Below are 15,311 nucleotides of genomic sequence, written 5' to 3' on the forward strand. Positions count from 1 at the left end.
AGGGTTGTCCTTTCAGTCGAGGAGCCAGGTGGCGGAGGTCAGATAATTCTGGGCTATCCGAGCAGTGCCAGGGACTTGCTGAGCCCAAATCGCCGGCGGCAGGGCGTCCTCACGGTGGGTGGTGGTCCAGCCGACCATCTGCAGGCGGCGGATCATACTCAGCGCGCAGGCATAGCTGATCTGGTCCTGGTTCAGCGGCCGCACCGAGGTGTAGCCGGCGATCCAGTCCTTGGCGATCGCCGGAGTGTAGGTCTCATGTTCGATGAAAGTGAAGGCCGAGGCGAAGTCGTAGAGGAACCAGCTGAAGCCGCAGTCGTCGAAGTCGATGACGGTGAGTTCCCCGCCTGCGCTCATGATGTTGGAGGGCCGCAGATCGGCATGGATCAGCCCGAGGCCCTGCCCCGACTGCGTCAGTGGCGCGACCTCCTGCAGTGCTTTGGCCTCAGCGGCCGCCATGAGGCTCTGCTGCTCAGGCGTCAGTTCGGCATTGCGCCAGTCGCCCCAGCGCGAGCCTTCTCCCAGCATGTCCTCGATGTTCCAGGTGAACCGGTCGAAGTCCTCCGGCCGGCTCCACCGCTGGGACTGATCGTGGAACTGAGCGGTGATCTCACCGATCCGTCGGTAGTACGGGCGCGGGTCTGTCATGTCCTCGAGCACCTCGCCCTCGATGAAGGCGAAAGCCACCACATACCAGGGCCCGTCTGCGGTCTTAGGCGGTTCAGCCGGCTGATCGACCGCGAGCATCAGCGAGCCGTCGGGCAGCGGCAGCACCTCCGGGACCGGCACATCTGTCTCGGCCGCCAGCGCCTGCACCCAGGTCAGCTCCGAGGCGATCTGCTGGGGATCCACATAGGCGGGTCGGTGTACCCGCAGTACTGCGCGGGGGCGGCCGTCCACCTCAAGGCGGAACGTGGCGTTCTCGGATACCGCGATGAGCTTGATCGTTGTGCTCATCGAGTCCAGGCCCCAGCCGGCGGTCACGGCCTCAGCGAGCCAGGCGGGGGCGTCGTCGTTCTTCTGCAGGGCGGCGAAGACGGCGAACGGGTCAGCGGCGGCAACGGTGGAATCAGTCACAGTTCCATAGTGCGTCGTCCATGTCACATCAAATGTTTCCTAATACACCCAATCGTTTACACACATGAAACACTGGGGGAAGCGGCTAGGGGTCCTCGCCTGTCAGGATGGGAGCAGTGCAGATTCATCAGGAGGATCACTATGGCCACCCGTTCCACGATCATGGACAGCAACAGCTTCCGTGCCGAACATGCCAAAGGTCTGGATCAGGAGACGCGTAAGCTCACCCAACGCCGCGAGGAACTGCTCGGGGGCTCTTACCGTCTGTTCTACCGGAAACCGGTGCATCTGGTGCGCGGCGAGGGACAGTACCTCTGGGACGCCGCGGGGAAGAAGTACCTGGACATGTATAACAATGTGGCCAGCATCGGGCATGCGCATCCAGCAGTGGTGGCGGCCGTGCTCGAACAGATGCAGGCGCTGAACACCCATACCCGCTACCTGCACGAGCGCATCCTCGACTACACCGATGCCTTCGGCACCACACTGCCCGGCTACCTTGACCCCGGAGACTACAAGGCGATGTACATGTGCACCGGCTCGGAGGCCAACGACCTGGCTCTGCGCATTGCCAAGACCTCTTCCGGGGGCACTGGGCTGATTGCGACCACAGAGGCCTACCACGGCAACTCCGAGCTGAGTTCCTCGGTCTCCCCGGCCCTGGGCTCCGGACAGCCGATCGGGGAGAACGTCTGGCTGCTGCCGGCTCCGGACAGTTACCGCACCGGTGTGGCGGACATCGGCCCCTGGTTCGCTCAGCAGCTGCGCGAGGCGATTGCCGATATGGAGTCACAGGGCGTGAAGCTGGCCGGGTTCATCGCCGACTCGATCTTCTCCTCCGACGGCGTACTTCCCGGCAGCTATCTGAGCGAGGCCGTCGAGGTGGTGCACCAGGCCGGTGGTGTGTTCATCGCCGATGAGGTCCAGCCCGGCTTCGCCCGGACCGGGGAGAACTTCTGGGGCTTCGCCGCCCACGGGGTGGCCCCAGACATCATCACCACCGGCAAACCGATGGGCAACGGGATTCCAGTCTCCGGGCTGTTCGCCCGTGCCGAGGTGCTGGCCAGCTTCAGCGACAGCATCCCCTATTTCAACACTTTCGGCGGTAACCCGGTGTCGATGGCTGCCGCCCAGGCGGTGCTCGACGTGATCCGCAGTGAGGGCCTGCAGGAACATGCCAGAACCGTCGGCGCCAAGACGCTGGAGGCCTTCCGGCAGGTCGGCGCGAACCATGAGAGCGTCGGCGATGTGCGCGGCGCGGGCCTGTTCATCGGCTTCGAGCTGGTCAAGGACAGGGCGACCCGTGAGCCGCACCGCGAACTGGCCCTGGAGATGCTGGAGGAACTCCGCGGCCGTGGTGTGCTGACCTCTGTGGCAGGGCCGCACGGCAATGTGCTGAAGCTGCGTCCGCCGCTGCCGTTCAGCGAGCAAGACATCCCCTGGGCCGCCGACGCCCTGGACGATTCGCTGAGCGCACTGGAATAGGTGTGAGGCGGAGGACCTGAGCCTCACAGGCTGCACTGAAGATCAATGAGTGATGGTGGTCTGCTGGTCGAGCGTCAGCCGAAGCTGGCCGCCGACACGGCGGTAGACGCTGCGCTGGTCATCAGGACATCAAATGGTTCTGCGAGATCCGCACGTGATACTGAGACTGGGTACACCAGAGCAGCAGCATCCTCTCCGACCTCGACTACACGGGCATCTGTGATCTCGTCGCCGTCCCAGCCCGGCACGTCGTTCAGAGCTCGCGACGGCGTCGCGGTCCATCACATAGGCTACGCAGATGCCCTGGAGCGTATTGTCAATGATGCGAACGACAGAAGAGACGGTATGAGCGAGAAATCACCGCCGGCGGACATCCCTGGCCCAATACTGCATGCGCTGCGGTGTCCGCTCTGCGGTCAGCAGCTCGAGCAAGATGCCGCCCGGCTCCACTGCCCGAGCGGGCACAGCTTCGACCGCGCCAAACAGGGGCACATCACGCTGCGGCGCGGCGGTCCCACGCCGAAGAACGCCGACACACCAGCGATGGTCGCCGCTCGCGAGGCCTTGCTGGACACCAGCCTGTATGAGCCGATCAAAGATCAGCTCAGTGCGGCGGTTGCCGCACAGCTCGACGCCGTCCGCGCGCCGTTGGTGGCCGACCTCGGCGGCGGCACCGGCTACTACCTTGCCGGGGTCCTGGACCGGTTGCCCAATGCCCACGGCGTGTGCATCGACCTCTCAGCAGCCGCGTTGAAGCGCGCCGCACGGTGCCATCTGCGCGCTGCGGCCATCGGGAGCAACCTTCTGGCCGATCCTCTCCCGCTGGCGACGGGGTCGGTAGCAGTAGCCACGAGCATCTTCGGCCCGCGCAATGTGCCCGAGATTCAACGAGTCCTCGGCACCGGTGGCCTACTGGTGGTGGCCACCCCCACCAAGGAGCACTTGGCGGAGCTGGTGGAGCCACTGGGGATGCTGCAGGTCGATCAGCGCAAGGATGAACGCCTCGCGGCCAGCCTCACCGCGTTCACACAGATCGCAGCCGAGCACCTCACCTACCGTGTTCCGGTGAGCTCTGAGCAGGCCGGGGCGCTTGTCAGGATGGGGCCGAGCGCTCATCACATCACCGCGGACGACCTCGACGCCCGCCTTCGCCACCTACCAGATGACCTGACCATCACGGTATCGGTGAACCTGGGCCTCTACACCATGAGATAAGCCCAACCAAAATTCTCCGGAGCCACTATTCACAGTAAGGCGTCCCGGATCAGCGCTTCTTTTCCGGCCACGTCAAGTCCTTCGGATACCTGCGTTGGGCACTCTGGCACTGTGAGGGGCGAACCTGCAGGACCCCTGCAGCGCTCAGCCAGCCGCGATGAGCTGATCAGCTAGTTCCGTGCGCTCGTAGAGGACGTACCTTCCGAATCGGTTCGTCTGAAGAAGCCCCGCACGGGCCAGAGCCCGCAGGTGCTGATTCACTGCAGCAGTCGTGACGCCCATGAAGAGGGCGATCGCAGTAGACGACGCGGGCTCGTCGAGAGAGACGAGCAATTCGGTGCGCGTGCGCCCGAGGATCCCCACCAGCCCGAGGCGCGAATCGACCTCCGATGCCGCGAGACGACCCCGTCCGCGCGCGCGGTAGGTGAAGATAAGGTCGCTGTGCGAAAGATTGGGGAGATTCGTCCCCCACTTCACGAGCGTCGGCAGGAACGTCACCCCTCGGTGGTCCGTCGACACGTCGAAGCCGTTGCCAGAGCGGGCGCGAAGGGGGAGCACGAGATCGTTTCCCCGCACCATGAAGGCTGGTATTGCGCTGCCGATCGCCGCGGCGACCCCGTTAGCTGCCAGCTCCGCACCACGGTAAGTCACGTCCGCTTCGAGAACCCGCTTGAACGCTGGCCAATGCGCCGCGAAGCAGGCGTGCCAATAGTCCTCAACGGTCTCGAGCACGAACTCCTTGAGCGCACTGTCAGTACGCCCCATGATCTCAGGCGGAGAACCCCACACGCGCTCCGCATCCCTGCGGAAGATCGTCGCTGGGACCTCCGCCAACGCCGCAAGTTCCTGCGCGAAGGAGGATCCACGCCGAACCGGATGCTGCATGAGTGTGTCGAGGATCCACTTGTCTGGATTGATCAGGCTGAGGACCCGCTCCTTCCCGACCTTCTCGCGTGCGGCAGCAGTCTCTTCGAACCACTTCTCATGGAAGGGGTGGCGCTCCGGATAACGCACGATCATCGTGCTCAACGCCAGTTCGCACAGCGGGCTCGGGGCAAACCTCAGTCTCCCCACAGCATTCCGCACGATCACCTGGTCCATGAAGCAATACGCTATATCCATTGCGGGCGCGAGTCATCCTCCCCTAGGTTCGCGACATGAACCATCCCGCCGCGATCGAACTGGATTCGCTAACCCGGCGCTACCACACTCCGCGCGGCGAGGTCGTCGCTCTCGATGACGTCTCGCTCACGGTCACCCCCGGTCAGATCGTCGCAGTACTCGGCGAGAACGGCGCGGGCAAGACCACCCTCGCGAAGATCCTCTCGACCCTGCTACATCCCTCCGCCGGGGCGGCGCGTGTCTTCGGGCACGACGTCGTCACGGATGCACGACGCGCACGCGCCCTCACCACCGCGGTGTTCGGCGGAGATCGCGGCCTCTACCCGATGCTCAGCGGACGGGAGAACCTCCGCTACTTCGGTGTGGTCCACGGCGTTGCCTCCCGCGAACTGCGTCGTCAGATGCCACGGCTCCTGGAGGAGGCCGGTCTCACCGAGGCGGCGAACCGGCGCGTGGAGACGTACTCGAAGGGGATGCGTCAGCGCCTGCACCTCTGCATCGGCCTTCTCACCCGCCCCCGCGTACTGCTGTTAGACGAGCCTACGGTCGGTCTCGACCCCAAGGAGAGTGCCCGTCTGCGCGAGACGATCGCGGAGTTTCCCAGCGAGGGCACGACCGTACTGCTGACCAGCCACAATCTCCTAGACGTCGAGCGTCTCGCCGAGCGCGTGGTGATGCTCAGCTCCGGGCGCATCAGCCACGACTTGCCCCTCGACGAATTCCGCCGTCTGGCGGGTCATGATGCAGTGGTCAAGCTGCGGCTGCCAGCTGGTGCTCGGCTCACGCCCGAACTTGAAGCCCTAGGAGCGGACATTCAGACCGGCGGGGACGGCACTGTCATCACGCTGTCGATCCGCCGCTGGTCTCCCGCCGTGCTGGGCGAGATCTCCGCCGCGCTGCGTGGGCAGAACATCCTTGATCTTGACGTGCGCCCCGCGACCCTCGACGAGGCCTTCGCCAACGCGGCGGAAGGGCGCTGGCGATGATGCGGACCCTTTACGAACTCACCCGGAACCAGGCTCTGATTGTCGCCACCCGTCCGGTGAACATCGCCACCGGCGTTGTCACGCCGCTGATGTTCATGTCGCTGCTCACGCTGCCCAGGCTCGATGATATGACTCCGACGGAGGCGACCCGAGTCTTCACCGGCGTGCTACTCGCCGCCTTCTGGAGCGCCTCGCTCTGGAGCGGGGCCGGAATCCTCCGCCGGGAGAGGTGGTTCGGCACCCTGGCACCGAGCTTCACCGGACGCCCCGGACCGGTGGCCGTCATGACGGGCAAGACGCTCGGCGGAGTCGTCTACGACGTGGCACTGATCTTCTTGAGCAATACCGTCTTCGTCCTGGTCTTCGGTATCCGGCTGGAGATCGGCGCACCCGGTGCCTTCGCTCTCGGGATCGCTGCGGTCATCGCCTGCGGGGTCGCATCGAGCCTCTTAATCGGTGCCGTACTCATCCTGTCGCGGCATGCTTTCCAGCTCACGACCGCCTTCGGCACCCCGATCCTCCTGCTCGGGGGCACGATCATCCCGCACGAGGTACTGCCCTCCTGGGTGGCGGCGATCGGTCAGGTGATCAATCTCGCCTGGCTGCAGCGTTTCCTCGCCTCCACCGCCGACCGGCCCGACTGGGCAGCGCTGGGAGCCGCCCTCGCGATCTCCGCCTGCTACGCCGCCGTCGGAGTATGGTGCCTTCACCTCACGCTTCGCCGCGCCAGGAAGGAGGGGACTCTTGAACTGGCGTGAACTGCTCCTTGCGAACATCCGCCTCGGCGGGCTGCTCCACCGCGCACGCTGGCCGCTCAGCGTCTGGGTAGTGGGCGCACTGCTGCCCGAGATCTTCCGCATGCTGGTCTACGTCCTGATCGGCTACATCGTCGGTGACACAGCCGGGCTGCAGTTCGCCCTGGTCGGCTGCTTCGCGTTGGGGATGATTTCCTCGACCGTATCCGCCATCTCCGACGTCCCGGTCGACGATGTGCAGGCGGGAACCTACCGTACGGTGCTGCTGGGCAGCCTATCGCCGTTCACGCAGTACCTCGGCCGTGCCCTCGTCATCGCTGCCAACGGGCTGGTCCTCACGGTCATCGCGACGAGCGTCGTCGCCCTTGTCACGGGCCAGGGCACACTGCTGCTGTCGCTGCTGCCGCACACATGGATGCTCGTGCCCGCCGCATTCAGTACCTCGATGCTAGGGCTGTTGGTCATTGCCCCGGCCATCGGGAGCAATTGGGAGGGCATCACCTACAACACCGCCACCGGTGTACTGGTGGTGATGTCCGGCGCGGTCTTCTCCCTGACGAACCCGGCGGCATCCGCGATCGGGCAAGCGCTGCCGCTCACGCACGTAATCCAGGCGCTGCGGCTCGCCCTCGAAGGACAGCCCTATGGGGAACGCCTCGTCCTCGAGGTACTGACCGGCCTCGTATGGGGGCTCGCCGCCTATGTGCTCTTTCGCTGGCAGGGCGCGCGCGGCAAACGCACCGCCCGCGGGGCCTTCGCCGCCTGATCACGCGCTCAACCGGCCCCCGGCGGGCTGCCCCCGAAGGCTCACCAGCCGGCCCCTGGCTCTGTACGGATTATGTCCGGGTACTGGTGCCATTCCACCCGTCCATCCATCCGGGGTGCCTCTCTAATGGGTAGTGGCTGGCCTGGTGCTGGCTGGTTAGGTTGGTGACTGGCTGCTGGGGATGTGGCTCCTGGTGCCTCTGACCCCGGGCTCCGGGGATGTCTATCTGGTGGGCAGGTCAGGCTAGGTCTAACACTGGGTCACTGACCTAGTCCACTGGTTCACCTGAATCGCGTCGCTCCAGATGGAACGTGAGGCACGAGCAAGCTGCTCTCAAGCTTCGCAATCTGCCGCTGTCGCAAGCAACATCTCGATAACAAACCCTGCTCACCATTGACACTCGGTGGTTGCGACAGAAGGGTAGAAGCAAGAAATACGTTAGCCATGGAACATACGCAATAAATATATAAAGGATACGTAACATGAGACCCGCTTTACTTCTTAGCGAAGAAAAACTCACTCTGCAACTTCATCGCCCTCGCGTCATTTCCGCTTTCCAATCGTCCTTCTGATAGTGGCGGGCCTGTTAGGGCTGGGTTTTGCACCAGCACAAGCTGCAGAACAGGCACCTAATACCCATGTGACACCAGCATCAGGTCCAGTTGCCGAAGAGACTATAAGTGTTCATGCCTCTGCAGAAGCGCTCGAGGCGGAGCCGATGGAGTCTCTAGAGATCGAGTTGACTGATGACGAGTTATCTAATTTATCCGCCATCGAAGAGCACATCGATTCGGATGGACAGCTTAGTCTGACGGCCGCCGAAGACGATTCCAGGATCGATCAAGCATTCTTAGAAGAGTTTGCTGAAGGCTACGCAAGCTTGGGTAATGGCAGTGGGATCAGCGGACAAACAGTACAGCCGTCCGAGGCAACTACTTCGTCGAACGGCGTTGGCATCAATACCGTCATAGGTTCAGCGATGTATCTCGACAGTGGCAATGCGAGTGCGCTGTCTGCCTCGATGGCAACAGGAGTTACGGTGGCTGGAATTGTTGGATTTCTCACGGCGAAGACTGGAATCGGCCCAGTTGCCGCAGCAACTACGGCGGGAGCTCTAGGACTAATAGGCGGTCTTAGCGCCCTGTGTAACTCATGGGGACGTGGCATCGTTATGAGTACTGGCCCCACCCCGGTCTGCTGGTCACAACCTGAATGGTGATCATGAATACAAAACTACTTACTGTCATCGGGATCTTACTGGCCCTTAGCGGGATGATCCTCGGCATCGCAGGGGTAGCTACTGCGTGGTCCGAAACCAGCATTTCGCCAGTCTGGGCATTACTGCTGGGATCAGGTGCAATATTCATCCTGCTAATCATCCAACGCCGCAAAGTAATGCCCCCTAGAGTGGTATAACCATCCCGGTACCGGTGGTTGGTATCCGGGGTCGATGCCTGCTTCTTTGAGCTGTTCGGCGACGGTCTTGGACCGCTGCTCATATCCCTCATCTGGGGGAATAGGGTATTGGGTGTTTCCTGCTGGTTAGCGTCCGAGGTCGGGCCCGGTGTCCCGAGGCGTGGGTGCCGTGGGCGCGCCACGATGCCGGTCACACGCTGCCGTTCGACGACCAAGTTGCGTGGCTGGCAACGAAATCGTCGAAGTCCACGGTGACGGAGCTGATGCGTGTGGCGTGGCGCACGGTCGGATCGATCATCGACCGCGTCTGGGCCGACGCCGAGAAGATCCAGGACCGATTCAACGGGCTGCGCCGGATCGGGATCGATGAGATCAGTTACAAGAAGGGCCACAAGTACCTGATAGTCGTCGTCAACCACACACCAAGCAGCTCGTGTGGGCAGCGCCGGGACGCAGCAAGGACACGCTGCGGTAGTTCTTCGACCTCCTCGGCCCCGACAGGTGCGAGCAGATCACGCATGTTTCCGCCGACGGGGCGGACTGCATCGCCGATGTCGTCGCGGAGAAGGGCCCGGCCGCGGTTCGTGGCGCCGATCCGTTCCACATCGTGCAGTGGGCGACCGAGGCGCTCAACGACCTACGGCGCGAGTCGTGGAACGAGGCCCGAAAACTCGCGCGGAAGGAACCGTCCAGGCCGCGTGGCAGACCCGCAGCCGACGCGCCAGAGCGGCCACAATCCGACCGCGCTAAAAGGCTGAAAGGGGCCCGGTTCGCGTTGCTGAAAAATCCCGAGGACCTCACCGAGAAGCAAACCACGAAGCTCGCATAGATCGTGAAAGCCGACCCGAAACTGTACCGCGCCTACCTCCTCAAAGAGGGCCTCCGGCAGGTGTTCAAGCTCCCCCTCTACGACGCGAGGACCGCGCTTGAGGGATGGGTTCAGTGGGCACCCCGATCCCGCATCCCGGCTTTTGTGAAGCTGCAACGCTCGATCGTGAAACACCGCGACCGGACCCTCGCCGCGATCGAGCACGGTCTCTCTAACGGGCTGATCGAGTCAACCAACACTAAGATCAGACTCATCACAAGGATGGCATTCGGGTTCCGGTCAGCCGAGGCTCTGATCGCTCTGGCGATACTCTCCCTCGGACCCCACCGACCCGCCCTCCCCGGACGAACATGACCCACAGGTACGTCAGGAGAGCCGGAAAACAAAGCTGATAGCCCACTGATCTGGGGCGATATGCTCTACCGCGTGTAGGACTCCCACTTGCGGCGGGGATGTTCAGCCTCGACCACCCGCACGGTCCCCGACTTCGAGCGCATGACGATCGACTGGGTGGTCACGTAGTTGCCGCTGTAGCGCACCCCGCGGAGCAGATCACCGTCGGTGATGCCGGTGGCGGCGAAGTAGCAGTTGTCCGAGGCGACCAGATCCTCGGTGGTGAGGATGGTATCAACGTCGTGCCCGGCGTCGATGGCTTTCTGCTTCTCCTCATCGTCCTTGGGCGCGAGCCGGCCCTGGATCACACCACCGATCGCCTTGATCGCACAGGCGGTGACGATGCCTTCCGGTGTACCGCCAGTGCCCATGAGCACGTCCACGCCGGTGCCCGGCCTGGCCGCAGCGATGCCGCCGGCCACATCACCGTCCATGATGAACCGGGTGCGCGCGCCGGCCTCACGGATCTCTTCGACCAGCTTGGAATGCCGTGGACGGTCCAGCACGCACACATTGAGCTGATCCACACCTTTTCCGGTGGCTTTGGCCACCAGATGCAGATTCTGCTTCACCGGCAGCCGCAGATCGACCATATCGGCTGCCTCCGGGCCGGTGACCAGCTTATCCATGTAGAACACCGCTGAAGGATCAAACATCGACCCGCGCTCTGCCACGGCCAGCACCGAGAGCGCATTGTCATAGCCCAGAGCCGTCAGCCGGGTTCCGTCGATGGGGTCCACAGCCACATCGGCCTCCGGCCCTGAACCGTTGCCCACGTGCTCGCCGTTGAACAGCATGGGCGCCTCGTCCTTCTCACCCTCACCGATCACCACCACGCCATTGAGGTTGACGGTGTCCAGCAGCGAGCGCATGGCATCGACTGCCGCGCCGTCGGCACCGTTCTTATCCCCTTTGCCGACCCAGGCTCCGCCGGAGATGGCCGCAGCCTCAGTGACCCGCACCAACTCCAGCGCCAAGTTGCGGTCAGGCGCGTCATCGCCGACGGCCAGTTTTGGGTTCAGGTGCGAGAAGTCCTCGTCCTTCTGGCCTGCTTTCCTTGCGGTCACTGTGGTCTACCTCCGCGTGTTGGGATGGGCCTGACCTCCACGTCAGGCCTCAGCTCCAGCATATCGGTTGGTGTTGCCTGCGCTAATGAGACAATGAGGGGCGTGAGTGAAGACAGACCGGTGCAGATCACCCAATCCCAGGCTCAGCGCCTGCGCACCCCCATGATGGGCATGATCATCACCATGGCGGTTCTGGTGGGGATCCTGGCCCTGATGTGGTTCATGAATCCAGAGCCGGATGTCACCTATACCCGTGACGAGGATGTGCCGGAGGCCGCCGGCTGGGCCGACGAGGTCGCCGGCTACTCCCCCATAGCCCCCGATGTTCCCGCAGGCTGGACGGCCAACTACGCCCGGTGGGAGACCCGCGCCGAGCATGGTGTGGAGGTCTGGGAGGTCGGCTACACCACTGATGCGGTGAACTTCCTGGGCTTTGCTCAGACCGACAATGCCAACCCTGCCTGGGTCAATGACGAGACCGAGCAGGCACAGGCCACCGGAACCACCAATGTGGGAGGTCTGAGCTTTGAAACCCGGGAACGAGGCGATCGGCACTACTATGTGCTGGCCGCCGAAGACAACCATATCGACGGCACCACGGTGGTCATCAGCTCCGATGCAGGCGCTGAGGAGGCCCAGGCCGGCCTGGAGGCTATTGTCGACTCCATCGGCCGTGAGGTTCCGGACAGTGAACGCAACGACGGCGTGGAGGAGAACGATGAGTGACGAGGCGGCGAAGCAACCCACACCGGCCGAGGCGTGGCAGCTGCTCACCGAAGGCAATCAGCGCTTTGTCAGCGGCAACGTCCACCACCCCAACCAGAATGCGGCGCGGCGATCTTCGCTGACTGATTCGCAGCACCCGATGGCGGTGATCTTCGGCTGCTCAGATTCCCGCCTGGCCGCTGAGATCATCTTCGATGTGGGCTTGGGCGATGTGTTTGTGGTCCGCACCGCCGGCCAGGTGATCGATGATGCGGTGATGGGTTCCCTGGAGTTCAGTGTGGACGTGCTGCAGGTGCCGCTGATCGTGGTGCTGGGCCACGATTCCTGCGGCGCGGTCTCGGCGGCGATCACTGCCGCGGAGACCGGCACCCTGCCCACTGGGCATGTGCGCAACCTGGTGGAGCGGATCTTCCCGTCAGTGCTGGCGGCCAACAGGTCTGGTGCTCAAAACATCAACGAAACAGTGGAGGAGCATGTGAAGCAGACTGCCATCCGCATCGTCGACCATTCCCGTGTCCTCCACGATGCCGTCTCAGAGGGCCGCACCGGGGTCGTCGGGGTGACCTACCGGCTCGCCGAGGGCAACGCAGACCTGGTCTCACAAATCGGAGCCCTGTGAGTCAGTGATATCACTGGTCGGCGAGCTGATCACCTCGGGGAACGCGGCACACCTTGTCGCAGGGCTCCTGCTGCTGATCGGAGGGGGAGCCTTCGCAGTCTGCGGCATCGCCCTGGCGTTCATCGACATCCAGCAGCACCGCCTGCCCAACAGGATCGTCTACCCTTGGGCCGGTTTCACCCTCAGCCTGCTGGTGCTGATCACCTTCCTGCTCGGCGATCTCCCCGGGTTGGGCCGGGCGATCGCCGCGGGCCTGGCGTGGGGGCTGCTGTTCCTGGCCGTTCGGCTGATTCACCCACCGTCGATCGGCATGGGCGACGTGAAGCTCACCGTGGTGCTGGGCATGTATGCCGGCTTCCTGGGCTGGGAGGTGCTCTTGGCCGCCGTCGCACTGTCTTTCCTGATTGGTGGCCTGGTCTCGCTGTGGCTGCTGGTCACCAAACGGGCCAGTTCATCCAGCAGGATCGCCTTCGGCCCGTTCCTGATCCTGGGCGCAGCGGGGGCCCTGATCCTCAGCTGAGGAGGCGACGCGTCGTGTAGCCCTGCTAGATTGCAACTTTGCTTCCTGCTAAAGTTCAAGTACCCAACCTGCTAGATTGAAACTAAGGATCATGTCTCAGCAGAACTACCTCAGGCGCTTCGTCGATGATTTCCTCGATGAAACAATGCCCCACCTGCCGGCCTTCATGATCACCGGCCCACGCGCGAGCGGCAAAACGACCACAGCCTTGGAACGCGCCGCCTCAGTGTTGCGATTGGATGAGCCAGCTGTCGCAGACATCTTCCGGGACGAGCTCGACCGCTACCTGACACGCTTAGATGCGCCGATTCTGATCGATGAGTGGCAGTACGTCCCAGAGAGTCTCGGTGCAGTCAAGCGTGCAGTGGACACCCACACAGGTTCAGGCCGCTTCCTTATCACCGGCAGTGTTCGTGCGCGGCACATGCAAAACACGTGGCCCGGGACTGGACGCTTCACACCGGTGAAGATGTACGGTCTTACTCAGGCTGAGCGGACAGGACACCTCGACGCGGTGTCTTTCATTGACCATCTTTTCGCGGGCGATCTTCCCCATCAGACGTTTGACAGCGCCCCATCCACTCGTGACTACCTCAACCTGGCAGCCCAGGGCGGATTCCCAGAGTCCGCCGTGCTGCCACCATCCCTCCTCTCCCGTTGGCACGAAGGCTATATTGATGAACTCATCACTCGTGATGTCGCTGAACTTGCGGAAATCAAACAACCCCGGCAGATGCTAGACGTCCTCAAAGCAGCAGCGCTGAACACCGCAGGCCTACCCCAGACCACGACACTGATGGAAGCATCCGGAGCCAGTAGGTACGTAGCAGAGAAGTACTTGTCACTGCTGGAAGAGCTCTTCATCATCGAGCAAGTCCCAGCGTGGCAGAAGAACAGACTGACACGCATGGTCAAAACACCAAAACTCCACATGGTTGACACCGGATTGGCCATGTGGTTGACAGAGACCTCACCTGAAGCGGTCGAGTTCGACTCTGGACTGCGAGGACGAATCTTAGAAAGCTTCGTCCTCGCCCAGCTGCGACCCTTAATGGCGCTGAGCAGCCAAAGTGTACGTGCCCTCCACTTTCGCGACACCAACGGTGACAGGGAGATTGACCTCATTCTGGAATCCCGAGGCGGAGTCACAGTCGGTATTGAAGTAAAAGCGTCTCGCCGAGTCTCTCGCCGAGACGCCCGCCACCTTGAATGGTTCCGCGACCGGATGGGAACCAGTTTCAAGGCAGGGGTGATATTCCACACTGGGGACTACGCCGGAGAAATCGCAGAGCGAATCTGGTTGCTTCCCATATGCGCCATCTGGGACACCCTCTGAAATATGGCGGTGCCGCTATCCCGGCCCCTTACTGCAGGGCGGCCCAGGCATCGGCCACCATCTCACGGATGTCCCGTTGAGGCTTCCAGCCCAGCTCGGCTGCGGCAAGGTCGCCTGATGCCACCAGTACCGCGGGGTCGCCGGGGCGGCGGGGTTGCTCCGCGGCCGGAACGTCTTCTCCGGTGACCTCGCGCACCGCCTCGATTACCTCCCGAACGGAGGTCCCGGTCCCCGTGCCGAGGTTGTAGATGGCGTGCCGTCCCGCTTCCGCAGCCTCAAGCGCCCTGACATGCGCATCAGCCAGGTCCACCACGTGGATGTAGTCACGAATGGCGGTGCCGTCACGGGTGGGATAGTCAGTGCCGAAGATCTTGGCCTCCGCAGCCTCGCCCCGTGCGACCTTGAGCAGATTCGGGATCAGATGCGTCTCCGGGTCGTGCCGCTCCCGCAGCGCGCCGGAGGCTCCGGCCACATTGAAGTACCTCAGACTCACCGCGGCCAGACCGTGGGCAGCCGCCTCGGCGGTGAGCATATGGTCGATGGCGAGCTTGGAGGCACCATAGGGGTTGGTGGGCCGGGTGGGGATGTCCTCAGTGATCTTCTCCACGCCGGGCTCGCCGTAGACCGCCGCGGTGGAGGAGAACACCAGCCGTTCCACCCCAGCGGCGCGGATCGCATCGATCAGCTGCAGTGAGGCGACGATGTTTCCGTGCCAGTACCGCTCCGGGTGCTGAACCGACTCACCCACCAGAGACTTCGCCGCCAGGTGGACCACACCGTCGAAGCTGGAATCCAGCACCTGGCCGGCATCAGCGATTTCCCCGCGGTGCCATACCGCGCCCGGCAGATCCATATTCGCGTGCCCGGTGGTCAGGTTGTCCAGAATCTCCACGGTGTGGCCGTCGGCCAGCAGCCGCTGGGCCACCACTGCCCCGATGTAACCGGCTCCCCCGGTGACCAGAAGTTTCATACCCGACAGCCTACTGGGCGTTGATGACAGCA

At 63.3% G+C, this 15,311-nt stretch carries 14 protein-coding genes and 1 pseudogene; 11 read left to right on the top strand and 4 right to left on the bottom strand.

Annotated features, from left to right (window positions below; translation table 11 throughout):
- Positions 1-12 precede the first annotated feature (12 nt).
- The gene (locus DVO78_RS01655; RefSeq protein WP_120003052.1) at positions 13-1,074 is read right to left on the bottom strand and encodes a phosphotransferase enzyme family protein; all 1,062 of its coding nucleotides are present in this window, start codon (positions 1,072-1,074) and stop codon (positions 13-15) included.
- A gap of 141 nt (positions 1,075-1,215) precedes the next feature.
- Between DVO78_RS01655 and DVO78_RS01660 the strand changes: the two genes are divergently transcribed.
- A complete protein-coding gene (locus DVO78_RS01660) occupies positions 1,216-2,559 on the top strand; it encodes an aspartate aminotransferase family protein (RefSeq protein ID WP_120003053.1) in 1,344 nt (447 codons plus the stop codon).
- A 345-nt stretch (positions 2,560-2,904) separates the two neighbouring features.
- A complete protein-coding gene (locus DVO78_RS01665) occupies positions 2,905-3,774 on the top strand; it encodes a putative RNA methyltransferase (protein ID WP_120003054.1) in 870 nt (289 codons plus the stop codon).
- A gap of 144 nt (positions 3,775-3,918) precedes the next feature.
- Here DVO78_RS01665 and DVO78_RS01670 read toward each other — a convergent pair whose 3' ends face one another.
- Positions 3,919-4,875: a winged helix-turn-helix domain-containing protein gene (locus DVO78_RS01670; RefSeq protein ID WP_157983801.1), complete on the bottom strand. Its 957-nt coding sequence runs from the start codon at positions 4,873-4,875 to the stop codon at positions 3,919-3,921.
- A gap of 56 nt (positions 4,876-4,931) precedes the next feature.
- On the opposite strand from DVO78_RS01670, the gene DVO78_RS01675 reads away from it, so the two are divergent.
- From DVO78_RS01675 to DVO78_RS01690, 5 genes and pseudogenes are all read left to right on the top strand, one after another.
- A complete protein-coding gene (locus DVO78_RS01675) occupies positions 4,932-5,882 on the top strand; it encodes an ABC transporter ATP-binding protein (RefSeq protein ID WP_120003056.1) in 951 nt (316 codons plus the stop codon).
- On the top strand, positions 5,879-6,640 hold the full coding sequence (locus DVO78_RS01680; protein ID WP_120003057.1) for an ABC transporter permease: 762 nt from the start codon (positions 5,879-5,881) through the stop codon (positions 6,638-6,640). The genes DVO78_RS01675 and DVO78_RS01680 overlap by 4 nt, the downstream gene beginning before the upstream one ends.
- Positions 6,627-7,403: an ABC transporter permease gene (locus DVO78_RS01685; protein WP_120003058.1), complete on the top strand. Its 777-nt coding sequence runs from the start codon at positions 6,627-6,629 to the stop codon at positions 7,401-7,403. Before DVO78_RS01680 ends, DVO78_RS01685 begins: the two co-directional genes overlap by 14 nt.
- Positions 7,404-8,121: 718 nt before the next feature.
- Positions 8,122-8,622, top strand: coding sequence for a hypothetical protein (locus DVO78_RS17400; RefSeq protein WP_157983802.1), 501 nt, complete (start codon positions 8,122-8,124; stop codon positions 8,620-8,622).
- Positions 8,623-8,977: 355 nt separating this feature from the next.
- Positions 8,978-10,051, top strand: a pseudogene (locus DVO78_RS01690) (ISL3 family transposase); the annotation flags it as partial.
- A 16-nt stretch (positions 10,052-10,067) separates the two neighbouring features.
- On the opposite strand, the gene glpX reads toward DVO78_RS01690, so the two are convergent.
- Positions 10,068-11,108, bottom strand: coding sequence for a class II fructose-bisphosphatase (gene glpX / locus DVO78_RS01695; RefSeq protein ID WP_120003059.1), 1,041 nt, complete (start codon positions 11,106-11,108; stop codon positions 10,068-10,070).
- 102 nt (positions 11,109-11,210) lie between these two features.
- Between glpX and DVO78_RS01700 the strand changes: the two genes are divergently transcribed.
- The 4 genes from DVO78_RS01700 (at position 11,211) to DVO78_RS01715 (ending at position 14,309) form a co-directional block, all read left to right on the top strand.
- A complete protein-coding gene (locus tag DVO78_RS01700) occupies positions 11,211-11,834 on the top strand; it encodes a DUF4245 domain-containing protein (RefSeq protein WP_157983803.1) in 624 nt (207 codons plus the stop codon).
- Positions 11,827-12,453 (top strand): carbonic anhydrase, encoded by a 627-nt coding sequence (locus DVO78_RS01705; protein ID WP_120003061.1) that lies wholly within the window; start codon positions 11,827-11,829, stop codon positions 12,451-12,453. The genes DVO78_RS01700 and DVO78_RS01705 overlap by 8 nt, the downstream gene beginning before the upstream one ends.
- Before the next feature lie 4 nt (positions 12,454-12,457).
- The gene (locus DVO78_RS01710; RefSeq protein ID WP_120003062.1) at positions 12,458-12,973 is read left to right on the top strand and encodes a prepilin peptidase; all 516 of its coding nucleotides are present in this window, start codon (positions 12,458-12,460) and stop codon (positions 12,971-12,973) included.
- 91 nt (positions 12,974-13,064) lie between these two features.
- On the top strand, positions 13,065-14,309 hold the full coding sequence (locus DVO78_RS01715) for an ATP-binding protein (protein WP_120003063.1): 1,245 nt from the start codon (positions 13,065-13,067) through the stop codon (positions 14,307-14,309).
- Positions 14,310-14,337: 28 nt separating this feature from the next.
- On the opposite strand, the gene galE is transcribed toward DVO78_RS01715, so the two are convergent.
- Positions 14,338-15,279 (bottom strand): UDP-glucose 4-epimerase GalE, encoded by a 942-nt coding sequence (galE, locus tag DVO78_RS01720; RefSeq protein ID WP_120003064.1) that lies wholly within the window; start codon positions 15,277-15,279, stop codon positions 14,338-14,340.
- Positions 15,280-15,311: the final 32 nt, after the last annotated feature.

It is taken from the genome of Nesterenkonia muleiensis (genome assembly GCF_003600155.1).
GTDB lineage: Bacteria > Actinomycetota > Actinomycetes > Actinomycetales > Micrococcaceae > Nesterenkonia > Nesterenkonia muleiensis.

Excerpts from the sequence above, each read along its gene's own strand:
- DVO78_RS01705 (WP_120003061.1), top strand. The coding sequence starts at position 11,827 with ATGAGTGACGAGGCGGCGAAGCAACCCACACCGGCCGAGGCGTGGCAG.
- DVO78_RS17400 (WP_157983802.1), top strand. The coding sequence starts at position 8,122 with ATGGAGTCTCTAGAGATCGAGTTGACTGATGACGAGTTATCTAATTTA.
- DVO78_RS01680 (WP_120003057.1), top strand. The coding sequence starts at position 5,879 with ATGATGCGGACCCTTTACGAACTCACCCGGAACCAGGCTCTGATTGTC.
- DVO78_RS01675 (WP_120003056.1), top strand. The coding sequence starts at position 4,932 with ATGAACCATCCCGCCGCGATCGAACTGGATTCGCTAACCCGGCGCTAC.
- DVO78_RS01715 (WP_120003063.1), top strand. The coding sequence starts at position 13,065 with ATGTCTCAGCAGAACTACCTCAGGCGCTTCGTCGATGATTTCCTCGAT.
- DVO78_RS01660 (WP_120003053.1), top strand. The coding sequence starts at position 1,216 with ATGGCCACCCGTTCCACGATCATGGACAGCAACAGCTTCCGTGCCGAA.
- galE (WP_120003064.1), bottom strand. The coding sequence starts at position 15,279 with ATGAAACTTCTGGTCACCGGGGGAGCCGGTTACATCGGGGCAGTGGTG.
- DVO78_RS01665 (WP_120003054.1), top strand. The coding sequence starts at position 2,905 with ATGAGCGAGAAATCACCGCCGGCGGACATCCCTGGCCCAATACTGCAT.
- DVO78_RS01670 (WP_157983801.1), bottom strand. The coding sequence starts at position 4,875 with ATGGACCAGGTGATCGTGCGGAATGCTGTGGGGAGACTGAGGTTTGCC.